The organism is Lysobacter sp. 22409 (assembly GCF_052045105.1).
Classification (GTDB): domain Bacteria; phylum Pseudomonadota; class Gammaproteobacteria; order Xanthomonadales; family Xanthomonadaceae; genus Lysobacter; species Lysobacter antibioticus_B.
On record NZ_JBQEOE010000047.1, the window covers coordinates 1 to 14,599 of the forward strand.

A 14,599-nucleotide genomic window follows, 5' to 3' on the forward strand; every position below is an offset into this window, starting at 1 on the left:
TAAAGCGGCGGGTAACTTTCTTTTGTCTAAAGCAACAAAAGTCCGTCTGGATTCCCTTCGGTCAAAAGTCACCAAAGAAGCTGCTTTTGCTTTGAATCACAGGCCCGCACGAGCGGTGTATCCGCGGGGATTTTTCATACGGGACATCCCTGTCCCGATGAAAAACGGCGCGCATCCTTGCGCGCCGCCCTCCGGGTCTTCGATTGCCTTCGCGAGTGCGCGGCGACGCACAACAACCGCAAAATCTTTACGGCAACGGCAACGGCAACGGCACGCTCGGCAACTGCCGGCCGGAAACCATTCATGCACTACAAAGAAATCAACGAGCTCGAACTGCTCGGCGGATCAACGCGCCGGCGGTTGGCAGGAGTCGCGGACGATCAGGTGGGGGCGGACGCTGGCCGCCGCCAGGGCCGAAGCGGCGGCCGGCTCGGCCAGCAGCATCGAGGCGGCGATACGGCCCATGTCGCGGATCGGCAGGCGTACCGAGCTCAGCGCAGGCCACAGGCGCGAGGCCAGCGGGCTGTCGTCGAAACCGATCACCGACAGCTCTTGCGGAATGCTGATGCCGGCGCGTAAGGCCACTTTGTAGACGCCCGCGGCCATCTCGTCGTTGCCGGCGAAGATCGCGGTCGGCCGCCGATTGCCGGCCAACAGGCGCTCGGCCGAGGCGACGCCGGACTCGAAGGTGTAACCGGCTTCGACGACGCGCTCGCGCGGCAACTCGATGCCGCGCTTGGCCAGCGCCTCGACGAAGCCGGCGGTGCGCTCGTGCGCCGAGCGATAACTGCTCGGGCCGGTAATCAGGGCGATGTCGCGGTGGCCGAGCGATTGCAGGTAGTCGGCGGCCTCGGCGGCACCGTCGCGGTCGTGGGTGATGACCATGCGCGAGGCCTGGTCCAGCGAGACCGAGGCGATGCGCGAATAACGGCAGTCGATCTCGGCCAGCATGTCGGCCAGGGCCTGGTCTTCGGATACGCGCGGCACCAGCATCACCCCGTGCAGCTTCTGCTGTTGCACGAAGCGGCGCACGCCGTCGATGTAGCCCGGACTACGGCTGTCGCAAGGGTGGACCACCAGCTCGAAGCCCGAATCGCGGATCGCATCGAGCGCGCCGTATTGCATGTTGACGATGTATTGCGCGGTCGGGTTGTCGTAGACCATGCCGATCAGGAACGAACGACGGAAGGCCAGGCCGCGGGCGAACGGATCCGGGGTGTAGTTGAACTCCCGCATCACCGCTTCGACCCGGTCGCGGGTTTCCTTGTGCACCAGCGGCGATTGGTTGATCACCCGCGAGACGGTCTTCTTCGACACTTCGGCCAGGCGCGCGATGTCGTTGATCGTCTGCGCCTTGCCGGGCACCGCGCTCGCGCTCTTGGCCGGCGGTGCGATGCGTTCAGTTTTCTTGCGCGGCGGCATGGACAAGGCGAGGGGCACCGAAGGAATAGGGGGATTCTAGCCCGCATCGCAGGCCGAGCGCGCCCGCGCCCGCCTGCGGCGGCGATCCGCGCTCCGTGCTCAATGCTTCAGCAAGGCCGGCAGCCATAGCGACAGTTCCGGCACGAAGGTCACCACCAGCAAGACGCCGAGCGCGGACAGCCAGAACGGCCAGATCGTGCGCAAGGTCTCGCCGATGCTGATCTGGCCGATGGCGGTGCCGACGAACAGCACCGAACCCAACGGCGGCGAAATCAGGCTGATGCCGCCCTTGAGGACCAGGATGATGCCGAAGTGCACCGGGTCGACGCCGATGGCCTTGGCCAGGGGCAGGAAGATCGGCGTGCAGATGATGATCATCGGCGCCAGGTCCATGAAGGTACCGAGCACCAACAGAATCAGGATCATCAGCAACAGCAGCAGGTTCTTGTCGGTGGTCAGCCCGGTCAAGGCCTCGACCGCGGCGCTGGGCACCTGCAGATAGGCCAGCAGCCAGCCGAACGATGCCGCCGAGGCGATCACGAACAGGATCATGCCGGTGGTACGGGCGGCGCCGGCGACCGTCTCCAGGAAATCCTTCCAGCGCAGCTTGCGGTACACCAGGGTGGTGACCAGCAAGGCATAAACCACCGCGATGGCCGCGCTTTCCACCGCGGTGAAGATGCCCGCGCGGATGCCGACGAAGATCAAGGCCACCAGCAGCAGCCCCGGCAAGGCCGAGACGAAACGCCGCAGCACGATGCCGAAGCCCGGAAACGGCTCGATGGCGTAGCCGCGCCGGCGCGCGATGATCCAGCAGGTCACCATCAGGGTCACGGTCATCAGCAGCGCCGGCACGATGCCGGCGGCGAACAGGTCGGCGATCGAGATGCTGCCGCCGGCCGAGGCCGAGTACAGGATCAGGTTGTGCGAGGGCGGCACCAGCAGGGCCACCATCGCCGCGGTCATGGTGACGTTGACGGCGAAATCGCGGTCGAAGCCGCGCTTGACCATCTGCGGGATCATCGCCCCGCCGATCGCCGAGACGTCGGCGATGGCCGAGCCCGAAACGCCGCCGAAGAACAGCGACGACAGCACGCTGACCTGGCCCAGGCCGCCGCGCAGATGCCCGACCAGGGCCGAGGCCAGGCCGATCAGGCGTTCGGAGATGCCGCCGCGCAGCATGATCTCGCCGGCGAAGATGAAGAGCGGGATCGCGATCAGCGAGGCGGATCCGGCCCCCGCGGCGGTCTGCTGGACCACCACGATCGGCGGCAGGCCGATGTACATCAGCGTCGCCAGCGCCGCCGACGACAACGAATAGGCGACCGGCACGCCGATCAGCAACAGCACGGCGAACACGCCGAACAGGATCGTGACTTCCATCAGGGGCTCCCTTCGATACGGGGCGACGGCGCATACACCTGCACGATGCGTTGCAGCGCGAACACGGTCATCAATGCGCCGCCGATCGCCATCGGCGCGAACGCGGCGCTTTGCGGCAAGGGGGCGCCGGCCATCGGTATGTCCAGCCCGTCGAGCAGCAGTTCGCCGCCCCAGAACGCCAATGCGGCGCCGATGATCGCGATCACCGTTTGCGACAGGGCGGTCAGGAACCGCCGCAGCGGTGGCGGCACGACATGCAGCAGGATGAAGAAGCCGAAGTGCGAGCCGCGATGCACGCCGGCCGCGGCGCCGAAACTCATCGCCGTGTTGAGCAGGATCAGTGCGACCGGCTCGGTCCAGCCGGGCGAATCGTTGAGGACGTAACGGGCGAACACCTGTATCGCCTGCACCGCCACCATGCCGACCAGGGCGGCGCCGGCGACGGCCACGGCAAGCGCGGCGATACGGTCCAGCATGCCGCTGGACGTGGAGGGCAGGACCTGCGGATCGACATCGCGTGCTTCATTCACGGGTAGGGCCTCAAGCCAGTGAGCGTACGTCGCGGTACAGCGCTTCGAGCGCGGGCACGCGGTGGTAGTCGTCCAACAGCGGCGCCACCGCCTTGCGGAAAGCGGGCAGGTCGCAGTCGTTCATGCGCACGCCGGCCTCGATCAGCGAGCGCCGCGCGACCGCCTCGGATTCGTCCCACAGGCGTCGCATCACCGCCACCGAGGCCCGGGCGATCTCCAGCAGCAAGCCGCGGTCGCGCAGAGCCAATGCGTCGTGACTGCGTTTCGACATCAGCAGCACGTCCGGCGCATAGGAATGCTCGCTCTGCGACCAATGCCGGGCGGCCTCGAACTGCCGGCTCGAATGAAAGCTGCGCAGGTTGTTCTCGGCGCCGTCGATCAAATGCGTCTGCAGGGCCGAGAACACTTCGCCGTAGGCCAGGGGCGTGGGGTTGCCGCCGAGCAGGCGGATCATGCGCATGAAGATGTCCGACGACGGCACCCGGAACTTGAGCCCGCGCATGTCGGCCGGCGTGCGGATCGGCTGGCGCACGTTGTAGAAGCAGCGCGCTCCGCAGTCGTACATCGCCAGGCCGACCAATTCGCGCGCAGCGAAGCCGCGCAGCACCTGCGCGCCGACCGCGCCGTCGAGCACCCGGCGCAGGTGCGCGACTGAGTCGAACACATAGGGCAGCGACAAGACCTGGGTGAGCGGAAAGGCGTTGTTGAGCGCGCCGCTGTAGACGCGGGTGATGTCGATCGCGCCGAAGCGTGCCATGTCGATCGCCTCGGACTCGCGGCCGAGCTGGCCGGAGTGGTACATGCGCAGGCGCAGACGTCCGCCGGTCGCCTCCTCGAGTTGGCGGCCGATCCAGTCGACCGCGGCGACGGTGGGATAGTCCTTGACGTGGACGTCGGTCGCGGTGAGCACGCGTCCGTCGTCGCCGCTGCCCCACGAGGTGGAAGCCGCGCTCGCCGACAGGCCGGCGGCGCCGAGGCCGAGCAGGAACTTGCGTCGCGTGGTCATGGCAGGCTCTCCATCGTCGCGGTGGCGGTGGCGGTCTCGCAGGCCAGGCGGCCCCAACGACCGAAATCCACGCAGGCGGACTGACCGGCGAGGATGTCGTGGATGCCGGTGGCTGCGCCAGTGGTGACGTGCATGCCAGCGCTGAGCGGATAACCGCGCCGCGCGCAACGCCCCAGGGCGAAGGCCAAAGCCGCCAACGGCCCACCGGGTATGGAAGCGGCGCCGCCGGTTCCGACCGAGCGCTCGTCGATGAAGCTTTCGCAGGTCAGTTCGCGATCGTCGAGGCGGCGCCAGTCGGCGATCGCCGGGCCGACAATCAGCCCGGCGTTGTTACCGAAATCCGACACCACCACCGCCGGGCCAAGTCGGTTGATGGACGCCAGGGGGCTGCCGGCCAGTTCGATGCCGATCGAAAGGGAAGCGACCAGTTCCGCGGCTTCGTCTTCGCTGTACTCGGTCTTGCCGACAGGAGCATCGCTGCCGAGGGTGAATACGTATTCGGCCTCGATCGCGGCGAAGCCATGTTCGATCACCGGGAAACGGCCCGTTTGTCCTGCCGGGACATTCTGCACCGCGCCAGCGAAGATCGGGCCGACCAGGCGGTCTTCGCCGAGCGTGGCCTGCCAGGCGTCCGGAATGCGCCCGACCTTCCAGCCCGCGACGGCTTGCCGCCATAGCGCGATGGCCTGGTCCTGGACCCGGTAGCCGGCGTCTAGAGTCTGCGGTTGCAGGCCTGGATAGGCCGCAAGCGCCTTCGCCTGCCAGCGGGCCCGCACCAGGCGGATCGCGATCGCCAGCTCGTCGCGCTGGTCATCGAACGGGTGTGTTGGCATGCCTGAACGGTCCCCCGGGGGCTCGATTGTGCGTCCGGGTGTTGTATAGGAAACCGGTGTCATTGACAATCCGGCGTATGCTCGGATCAGACCTGGGAGGGCGCGATGGGGAGTGGCGAGGTGGGGCAAGGCATCGACGGCAAGGCCGCGGGGATTGATCGAACCCGCCATCGCGACGGAGGCCGGCGCAGCAATCGGCAAAACGATCGGAGCAGGGCGGTGCGCAGTGTTCTGCTCGCGATGTTCGCCGCGATCGCCGGCATCGCGACGGCGCAGACATCGACGAATTCCGCCGCCGATTTCGCCGCCGACAGCGCGGCGCGGGCCCTGGCGTTCCCCGGCGCCATGGGGTGGGCGGCGCATACGCCGGCAGGGCGCGGCGGCAAGATCCTGAGGGTCACTACCCTGGCCGGCGAGGGCCCCGGTTCGTTCGCCGAAGCGGTGGCGACGCCGGGCCCGCGCATCGTCGTTTTCGAGGTCGCCGGCGTGATCGATCTGGCCCGCAAGGAACTGCGCATCAGCGAGCCTTATCTGACCATCGCCGGCCAGACCGCGCCGCAACCGGGCGTCACCTTCATCCGTGGCGGCCTGACCATCGCCACCCACGATGTGGTCGTGCGCCACATCCGGATACGGCCCGGCGAGGCCGGTCTGGAAAAACGCGCAGGCGTGGATTTCGACGCCATCAACACCGTGCGCGGCGCCCACGACGTGATCGTCGATCATTGCTCGCTGACCTGGGCCACCGACGAAAACCTGTCGGCCTCGAGCACGCGCTTCGCCGGCGAAACCGAGGCCGAGTGGATGCAGGCGGCCTCCAGGCGCATCACCTTCAGCAACAACCTGATCGCCGAGGGCCTGGCCAACGCCACCCACGGCAAGGGCGAGCATTCCAAAGGCACGCTGATCCACGACCACGTCAACGAGGTCCTGATCGCCGGCAACCTGTACGCGCACAACTACGAGCGCAATCCGCTGTTCAAGGGCGGGGCGCGCGGCCAGGTCCTCAACAACCTGATCTACGACCCGGGGCAGCGAGCGGTGCACTACAACCTGATCGCCGAGGAGTGGCTGGGCCACGCCTATTCCAGCGGCGAAATGGTGCTGCGCGGCAACGTGATGCGCGCCGGTCCATCGACCGAGGACGTCGCCTTGCTCATGGTCGGCGGCTCGGGCGCGCTGTCGTACTTCGCCGAGGACAATATCGCGGTCGACCGGCTCGGCCGGCCCTTGCCGCAAGTCGGGCGCTACACCACGACGCCGCTCGCAGTGAGCGAGATGAAACAGGCGCCGGCGCTGCCGTTCGGCGTGCGCCTGCTGCCGGCATCGAAGGTGCAGGACGCGGTCATCGCCGATGCCGGTGCGCGGCCCTGGGACCGCGACGACATCGATCGCCGCATCCTGGCCGACACCGTCGAAGGCCGCGGCAAGATCATCGACAGCGAGAACGAGGTCGGCGGCTATCCGAAGGTCGAGCCGACCCGGCAAGCCTTCGTCGCCGCGGACTGGGACCTGGCGACGATGGAGCCGTTGAAACCGCTGCCGCGTCGGGCGCCGCTGCGCTGAGGCGGCGATGCAGGATCCAGGGCGTCGCGACAGCTTGAAAGCGCTTGCAGGTGCCTTGGCCGGCGCTTGCTTGCCGTCCGCGGCGCTGGCAGCCGATAAAAGCGCGCCATCGGCGACCGGGGCGGCTAGCTTTGCGCATCCGGGCACCGAGACCCCGGTCGCCACCACCCGCAGCGGTCGCGTGCGCGGTTATCGCGACCGCGGCGTGCTGGTGTTCAAGGGCATTCCCTACGGCGCCGACACCTCCACGCGCCGCTTCATGCCGGCGCTGCGCGAGCGGCCGTGGCAGGGCGTTCGCGATGCGCTCGCACACGGCGCGTCGGCGCCGCAACGCAAACCCGACGCCCGCATCAGCGAAGACTGCCTGTACGCGAACGTGTTCACCCCGGCATTGCGCGATGGCGTCGCGCGGCCGGTGTTGGTGTATCTGCACGGCGGCGGTTACGACAGCGGCTCCGGCAGCAGCCCGCTCTACGACGGCGTGCGTCTGTGCCGGCGCGGCGATGTCGTGGTGATCACCCTCAATCATCGGTTGAACGCCTTCGGCTATCTGTACCTGGCGCAGCTCGGCGGCGACGACTACGCCTGGTCCGGCAACGTCGGCCAACTCGACCTGATCCAGGCCCTGCACTGGGTGCGCGATCACGCGGCCGAGTTCGGCGGCGATGCCGGCAACGTGACCTTGTTCGGCCAGTCCGGCGGCGGCGCCAAGATCGCCAGCCTGATGGCGATGCCTGCGGCGCAGGGGCTGTTTCACCGCGCCCTGACCATGAGCGGGCAACAGGTCACCGCGGCCGGGCCGCGTGCCGCGACGCAGCGTGCGCTACGCCTGCTCGATGCGCTGAAGATCGCGCCGGAGGGCCTCTCGCGGCTGCGCTCACTGCCGATGCAGGCCCTGGTGGAGGCGACGTCGCTGCGCGATTTTTCGCGTATCGAGGACACTGCTCTGTATTTCGGGCCGGTGCTGGATGCGAAATCTCTGCACCGGCATCCGTTCTATCCCGACGCGCCCGCACAATCGGCCGCGATCCCGATGGTGATCGGCAACACCCGCGACGAAACCCGCGCCTTCCTCGCCGGCGATGCGGCCAACCTCGCCCTGGGCTGGGACGAACTGCCGGGCAAACTGCGCGAGCACCAGTACGTCGACCTGGACCCGGACACGGTGATCGCCGAGTACCGGCGCCTGTATCCCGGCTACACGCCGTCGCAGATCTTCTTCGCCGCGACCACCGCCGGCCGCTCCTGGCGCGCGGCGATCATCGAGGCCGAAGCCCGGGCGCGCCAGGGCGCACCGACCTGGGTCTATCAACTGGATTGGGGTTCGCCGCTCGATGGCGGGCGATGGGGCGCCATGCATACGCTCGACATCGCCCTGGTGTTCGACAACACCGGCCAAGCCGGCTCGCGCACCGGCGACGACGCGCAAGCTCGGGCGCTGGCGGCGCGCATGAGCGATGCCTTGATCGCCTTGGCGCGGCACGGAGACCCGAACCACGACGGCTTGCCGGCCTGGGCGCCGTACTCGTTGCAGCGGCGCGAAACCCTGTTGTTCGATGCGCAGCCGCGCCTGGTCGAGGATCCGCGCGCCGGCGAGCGCAAGCTGTATGAGCGTGTGCCGTTCGTGCAGCGCGGGACGTTCTAGCCTCGCAAAGCCGTGCCCGGTCGAGCCGCTGCGGCCCCGGTCGGAACCGGCCGCAGGCATCGTGCCGGCGGCTTGAGCGATGCGCTCAAGGGCAGGCCGAGCAGACGCAGGCCATCGGCGACTTCCGCGGCCATGCATCGTGCGCCCTGTGGCGAGAAATGCGTGTCGTCGCGCAAGCCTTCGGGGTAGTTGCCGTGTTCGCCCGCTTGCAGCCACAGGAACAAGGCCTTGGAGCCCGCATCGCCCCATGCGCCGAGCACGGCCTGACTGCGCCGCTCCATGTCGATCAGCGCCACCGCGCGTTCGGCGGCGACTTGCCGGACCAGGCCGGGATAGTCGCCATGGCTGTCAAGCACTGCACCGGCCCGGTCGAAGCGGCGCCGCGCCACCGGCGTCAGCAGGATCGCAGTGGCGCCGCGCTCGCGGACCTGATCGACGAAACCTTCGAGGTTGCGCCGGTAGTCGGGCGGCGGGGTGTAGCGGTCGGCCTTGTGCCTGGATTGGTCGTTGTGGCCGAACTGGATGAACACGTAATCGCCCGCGCCGACCTCGTCGAGCAGATCCTGCCAGCGTCCTTCCTCGATGAAGCTGCGCGTGCTGCGACCGTTCATGGCGCGATTGTCGAGCCTGATCCGGCCGGGCTGGAACTGCACCTCGAACGCCTCGCCCCAACCGGTCTCGGGGCGTTTCTCGGCGCGCTTGATCGCCATCGTCGAATCGCCGGCCAGGAACACGGTCGGCACCGGATCGGCGCAGGCAGCCAGCGGCCACAAGGCCAGGCAGGCAATCAGCAGCAATGCACGCATCGACGCACCGATGAGAAGGTTAAGGGCAGGGACGAGCTGGAGAGTTCTGCGCGGCCGTCGCAGCCGGTGCGACTCGTACGAGCGAGCCGCACCGGTTCGCGTCGCGAAGCGACGCCTTACAACTTGAAGCGCAGGCCGAGGAAGTACTGGCGCCCGGTGTGGTGATAGACCGAGACGCGATCGGCTAGGGAATCGACCCATTGATCGTTGTATTCGTCGGTCAGATTGAGGCCTTCCAAGGTCAGCTCCAGCTTGTCGTTGATCTTCCACGAGGCCGACATGTCGATGGTGGTCGTGCCCTTGGTGCCTTCGACGTCGGCGTTGTTACGGCCCGGCACCGTGGTCAGGTAGTCGTCGCGATAGGCCGCCGAGACCCGTGCGCTGAAACGTTCGCCTTCGTAGTACAGGGTCGCGTTATAGGCGTTCTTGGACAGCCCGACCAGGTCGGTCTTGAGCGCCGAGGCGCCGGCGGCGGTGACGTACTGGATCTTCGAATCGACGTAGGTGTAGTTGAACTGCACGCCGAAATCGTTCCAGAAGCCCGGCAGGAAGCTGAAGGGCTGTTGATAGCTCAACTCGACGCCGCGCAGCTTGCCGCCCGGCGTGTTGACCGGGATGTTGAACTGGAATTCGTCGGTCGGCAGCGCGCCGGTCCCGGCCAACAATTCATTGGGCAGGCCGGAGGTGTTGTAGGGGCGGATCTCGCGCGAGGTCTGCACGAAGCTGTCGATGTTCTTGTAGAAGAACCCGAGGCCGAGCAAGGCCTCTTCGGCGAAATACCATTCCAGGCCCAGGTCGTAGGTCTTGGCGCGGAACGGGTCGAGCAGGGGGTTGCCGCCGGCGACGACGCGGTTGCCGCCGCTCACGCTTACCGTCACGCCCGGGGTCAGATTGGCCAGGCCCGGCCGCGACATCACCTTGGCGGCGCCGAAGCGGATCAGGAAGTCCGGGGTGATGTCGGCGACCAGGTTCAACGAGGGCAGGGTGTCGTTGTATTCGCGCTCGACCGTGGTCAATACCGGCGTGGTGCCGGCCAGGGCAAAACCGGTCGAAGACTGCTTGGTCTTGACGTGGCGCACGCCGAAGTTGCCGCTGATCGGGATCTCGCCCAGGTTCGTCGAGAAATCGGTCTGCAGGTAATAGCCCAGGTCCTTTTCCTCGACGCTGCGGTTGTTACCGCGGGCGCTGGCCACGTCGGGCGAAAGCGCGAAGGTGCCGGAGTTGCTGTAGATGTCGAACAGCCGGTCGAAGGCGCCGATGTCCGGGATCAGCCAGCGCGAATCGTTGGCGCCGCCGACGCTGGTGCCCTGCAGGGCGACCGAGCGGGTCAGGTCGGCCAGATTGGTGCCGGCCGGCAACGACGGCACGGCCAGCTCGGAAACACGACGCATCTCGCGGCTGTCGAACTGGTATTTCTTCGACTGGATGCCGCCCTTGAGCTTGAAGCCCGGGGCGAGGGTCCAGCGGAAATCCAGTTGCCGGTTATCGAAGGTGTTTTCCGAGGCCTGGGGGCGCAGGCGGATCTCGGACACGCCGTTGGCGAAGCTCCAGGCATTGGGGTCGTTGACGTCGAAGCCGTTGTCGATGATCGGCAGGCGACTGCTGTCGCGATAATCGTAGACATAGCCCTGCGCGTTACTGCGGTCGAGGGTGATCGTGGTCTGGATCGGGTTGTCGAATTCGGACTTGGCCCGGCCGATCTGGCCGCTCACTGCGAAGTCGTCGCTGAACTTGTGTTCGCCGTAGAAATTGGCCTGGCTGAACTTCGTGCTGAGCTCGTCGTAGCGCGCTTCCGAGCGCACGTCGACGTTGTTGAAGCGGCCGTAGACCAGGTTGCCGCGTTCGTCGACTTCGCCGTCGAGGACCACGGTCTGCGGCTTGCCGGTGCCGGTGCGGCTGAAAGAAATGCCGTTGAGGAAATTCTCGGTACGGGTCGCGTCGAACTTGGCGTACAGCAGGTCCAGGCCGAGCTCGGTCTTGTCGCTGAGCTTGAATTGCAGGGCGCTGGTGATGCCCAGGCGTTGTTGGTCGTGCTCCATCACCCCGTAACGCGGGATACGCGGATGGAACGTGCCTGGAAGGCGGGCAGCGGCGAACGGCGAACTCGCGGCGAAACCGCCGCTGCTCGGGCCGTTGTCCCAACGCACGGTGCTGTGGCCTTCCTCGACCAGGCGCCGGTCGGTGTAGGCCACCGAGAGCAGGGCGCCGAAGCGGCCATCGGCCCAGGTGTTGCTGATCAGCGCGGTGGCGCGGGGGTCGATGTCCTTGGACAGATCGTTGAAGCCCAGTTGGCCGCCGGCGACGAAGGTCAGGCCGTCGTAGTCGAAGGGCCGGGCGGTCTGCAGGTCCACGGTGGCGCCGAGCGAGCCTTCCTCGACGTCGGCCGAGGCGGTCTTGCGCACTTTCAGGCTGTTGAACAACTCCGAGGCGAAGACGTTGAAGTCGAAACCGCGGCCGCGATTGGCGCCGCCGGAACTGTCGGTGCCGCCGGCGGTGGTCAGCGCCTCCATGCCGTTGATGCGCACGCGAGTGAAATCCGGGCCCAAGCCGCGCACCGAGATCTGCCGGCCTTCGCCGGCATCGCGTGCGATCGAGACGCCGGGAATGCGCTGCAGCGACTCGGCCAGGTTGAGATCGGGAAAGTCGGCGATGTCCTCGGCGACGATGGCGTCGACCACTCCGACTTCCTCGCGCTTGATGTCCAGTGCCTGCTGCAGGCTGGCGCGAAAGCCGGTGACGACTACCGCATCGAGATTCTTGGCGTCTTCAAGCGGCGCTGATTTTGACTGAGCCGCCTCTGCCGGAACCGATTCTGCCGGAGCCGCTTCGGCACCGGCCTGGGCCGATTGCGCCGATTGCGCCGATTGTTGCGCATACCCTGTCGATGGCGACATCGACAGCCCCAGCGCGATGGCGGCGGCGAGCACGGTAACCGGTGTCTTTCTGGTCTCTAGTTGCACTTGCATTCCTCTCCCCTTCCGAAGGTGCCAGACCGCTCGGGAACCGGTCTTGACGGGCTTGCTGCGCCTGATATGGTGTCCCCTGAACAAAAATGACACCGCTGGTCAAAACCCTAACAAAAGCTTGACCGAACAGCATGCTGCGGTGCGCAAACGCTTATGGGAGGCCGGTCACGATCGGCCGGTGGATCATTCTGAAGGGGGTGGTATGAGCGGACGAGTCGTATGTTTCGGCGAGCTGTTGCTCAGGCTCGGCGCGCCCGGACGCCAGCGGCTGTTGCAGTCGCCGCAACTCGAGGTGCATGTCGGCGGCGCCGAGGCCAATGTCGCCGTATCCCTGGCCCGGTTCGGGCACGAAGCGGTGATGGTCAGCCTGGTGCCGGACAACCCGCTCGGCGACGCCGCACGCGGCGAACTGCGGCGACAGGGCGTCGACACCCGGGCGGTGCTGACCGGAGTCGGGCGGATGGGCCTGTATTTCCTCGAAACCGGGGCGATACAACGGCCCAGCCGGGTGCTTTACGACCGCGCCGGCTCGGCGTTCGCGATCGCGGGGACCGCGCCCTACGACTGGCCGGCCTTGCTCGCCGGCGCCTCCTGGCTGCATTTGTCCGGCGTCACGCCCGCACTCGGCGAACGCGGCGCGGAAGCCGCCATCGTCGCCGCGCGTGCCGCCCGCGATGCCGGCGTCCGGGTCTGCTTCGACGGCAATTTCCGCAGCTCGTTATGGCAGGAATCGAAGTGCAACCCCGCTCCGATCCTGCATACCTTGATGAGCCTGGCCGACCTGGCATTTGCCGATCACCGCGACATCGCGGTCGTGCTGGCAGCCAAGGCCAGCGGAGATTCCGGCGGCGACGACCCGGCCGCCGCCGCGCGGCTCGCGTTCGAGGCCTTCCCGAACCTGCAACGGCTGGCCTGCACCCGGCGCGAGCAACGCGACGTCGATCATCACCTGTTGTCGGCGTCGCTGTTCCATCGCGACGGCAGCGCTGTGCATACCGCGTCCCGGGAGCTGCATGGCATCGTCGATCGGATCGGTGCGGGCGATGCCTTCGCCGCCGGCTTCCTGCATGGCCTGTTGGACGGGATGAGCGACGAAGACGGCCTGAGCTTTGCCTTGGCCGCAGCGAGCCTGAAGCATTCCGCGCCCGGCGACTTCAACCTGGTCAGCGCCCAGGACGTGAACGACTTGATCGCCGGCGGCGGCTTCCACGTCCGTCGCTAGGATGGCCTGAGCACCGTCCTAGAGAGCAGTGCGGGGCCGCGCCTGCGAAACAGGAGTCGCCCGGTGCGTCCGGGCGACTTTTTTATCGGCTACCGCAGGGGCGGTCGGGCACGGCACCGAGGCGGCCGCCCGGACCAGTCGGCTCTAGCGGCACGGATCGGCGAGCGCACAGCGGCCACGAAGCGATGTGATGGTCGCCTCGGTGAGGCGCATCGACAGCGGCAGCGCAGCCAATGGGTCGGCCATGTCGTTTACCCCACAGGTAATGGCCAAGCCCTGCGCTCTGACTATCGTGGCCGCATGAACGCGATCCGACCCGTAGGCGAACTCATCCGCGACTGGCGCCAGCGCCGTGGTCTCAGCCAGTCGAACCTGGCCGAGCTTGCGAATACCTCTGCGCGCCATATGAGCTTCATCGAGACCGGTCGCTCGCAGCCGAGCCGGACCATGTTGATGCGCCTGGCCGACCGCCTCGACGTGCCGCCGCGCGAACGCAATCTGCTGATGCGGGCTGGCGGGTGGTCGGCGATCTATTCCGAGGGCCGCATCCAGGACGACCCGGCACTCGAACCGGCGCGCGAGGCCGTGGAGCTGGTATTGCGCGGCCACGAGCCGTACCCGGCGATCGCCGTCGACCGCTACTGGAACTTGTTGGCGCGTAATCACGCGCTGAGTGTTTTGCACGACGGCGGCATCGCCCCGTTCCTGTTGCAGGCACCGCTCAACGTGCTGCGTCTGAGCCTGCACCCACAAGGCTTGGCACCGCGGATTCTCAATCTGGGGTCATGGCGTGCGCATCTGCTGCATCGCCTGCGCCGGCAGGCCGAAGCCACCGCCGACCCAATGCTTCGAGCCTTGCATCGAGAGCTCAGCGATTACCCCGGACCGGCGGCAGAGGCGCTCGCATCGGCCGCGCACGGCTTCGTCGTCCCCCTGCGATTGCGCGCGTCCTGCGGCGTGCTGTCCTTCATCAGCATCACCACGATGTTCAAGAACCCGCTGGACCTGAGCCTGTGCGAACTGGCCGTCGAGACCTTCTTGCCGGCCGACCCGGCGACGGCGCAGTGGCTGCGAACGAGCCTGCTATCCAGGCAGGGGCCACAGGCCGGCTCGGAGTCGGAGCCGCAGCCTTAGTCCGTTGTGGGGCAGGGCGGCGCAGGCCCATGCATGGTCTGCTCCGGGGCGCAGGCGCAAAATAATTCCTCTCCGCCGCAGCGGCG

11 protein-coding genes are annotated in these 14,599 nt (G+C 67.3%); 4 read left to right on the top strand and 7 right to left on the bottom strand.

Going from position 1 to position 14,599, the window contains the following annotated elements:
• Nucleotides 1–345: 345 nt before the first annotated feature.
• The 5 genes from ACTJJK_RS19730 to ACTJJK_RS19750 form a co-directional block, all read right to left on the bottom strand.
• Entirely contained in the window at nt 346–1,422 is a 1,077-nt protein-coding gene (locus tag ACTJJK_RS19730) for a LacI family DNA-binding transcriptional regulator (protein ID WP_440731047.1), read from the bottom strand.
• A gap of 99 nt (nt 1,423–1,521) precedes the next feature.
• Nucleotides 1,522–2,805, bottom strand: coding sequence for a TRAP transporter large permease (locus tag ACTJJK_RS19735; protein ID WP_223621810.1), 1,284 nt, complete (start codon nt 2,803–2,805; stop codon nt 1,522–1,524).
• Nucleotides 2,805–3,335, bottom strand: coding sequence for a TRAP transporter small permease (locus ACTJJK_RS19740; protein ID WP_440731030.1), 531 nt, complete (start codon nt 3,333–3,335; stop codon nt 2,805–2,807). Before ACTJJK_RS19740 ends, ACTJJK_RS19735 begins: the two co-directional genes overlap by 1 nt.
• Before the next feature lie 10 nt (nt 3,336–3,345).
• The gene (locus tag ACTJJK_RS19745) at nt 3,346–4,341 is read right to left on the bottom strand and encodes a TRAP transporter substrate-binding protein (protein ID WP_223621809.1); all 996 of its coding nucleotides are present in this window, start codon (nt 4,339–4,341) and stop codon (nt 3,346–3,348) included.
• Nucleotides 4,338–5,174, bottom strand: a complete 837-nt coding sequence (locus ACTJJK_RS19750; RefSeq protein WP_223621808.1) for a 2-keto-4-pentenoate hydratase — start codon at nt 5,172–5,174, stop codon at nt 4,338–4,340. The genes ACTJJK_RS19745 and ACTJJK_RS19750 overlap by 4 nt, the downstream gene beginning before the upstream one ends.
• 219 nt (nt 5,175–5,393) lie before the next feature.
• Between ACTJJK_RS19750 and ACTJJK_RS19755 the strand changes: the two genes are divergently transcribed.
• Nucleotides 5,394–6,740 carry a pectate lyase family protein gene (locus ACTJJK_RS19755; RefSeq protein WP_440731031.1) on the top strand — a complete coding sequence of 449 codons (1,347 nt, stop codon included), beginning with the start codon at nt 5,394–5,396 and terminating at the stop codon, nt 6,738–6,740.
• Nucleotides 6,741–6,747: 7 nt separating this feature from the next.
• Nucleotides 6,748–8,385, top strand: coding sequence for a carboxylesterase/lipase family protein (locus ACTJJK_RS19760; protein WP_440731032.1), 1,638 nt, complete (start codon nt 6,748–6,750; stop codon nt 8,383–8,385).
• On the opposite strand, the gene ACTJJK_RS19765 is transcribed toward ACTJJK_RS19760, so the two are convergent.
• Both ACTJJK_RS19765 and ACTJJK_RS19770 read right to left on the bottom strand, forming a co-directional pair.
• Entirely contained in the window at nt 8,382–9,191 is an 810-nt protein-coding gene (locus ACTJJK_RS19765; RefSeq protein ID WP_440731033.1) for a rhamnogalacturonan acetylesterase, read from the bottom strand. The two genes, ACTJJK_RS19760 and ACTJJK_RS19765, sit on opposite strands and share 4 nt — an antisense overlap.
• 116 nt (nt 9,192–9,307) lie before the next feature.
• Nucleotides 9,308–12,157: a TonB-dependent receptor gene (locus ACTJJK_RS19770; RefSeq protein ID WP_223621804.1), complete on the bottom strand. Its 2,850-nt coding sequence runs from the start codon at nt 12,155–12,157 to the stop codon at nt 9,308–9,310.
• A 202-nt stretch (nt 12,158–12,359) separates the two neighbouring features.
• On the opposite strand from ACTJJK_RS19770, the gene ACTJJK_RS19775 reads away from it, so the two are divergent.
• Both ACTJJK_RS19775 and ACTJJK_RS19780 read left to right on the top strand, forming a co-directional pair.
• On the top strand, nt 12,360–13,379 hold the full coding sequence (locus ACTJJK_RS19775) for a sugar kinase (RefSeq protein WP_440731034.1): 1,020 nt from the start codon (nt 12,360–12,362) through the stop codon (nt 13,377–13,379).
• A 63-nt stretch (nt 13,380–13,442) separates the two neighbouring features.
• Nucleotides 13,443–14,513, top strand: a complete 1,071-nt coding sequence (locus ACTJJK_RS19780; protein WP_440731035.1) for a helix-turn-helix domain-containing protein — start codon at nt 13,443–13,445, stop codon at nt 14,511–14,513.
• Nucleotides 14,514–14,599 lie beyond the last annotated feature (86 nt).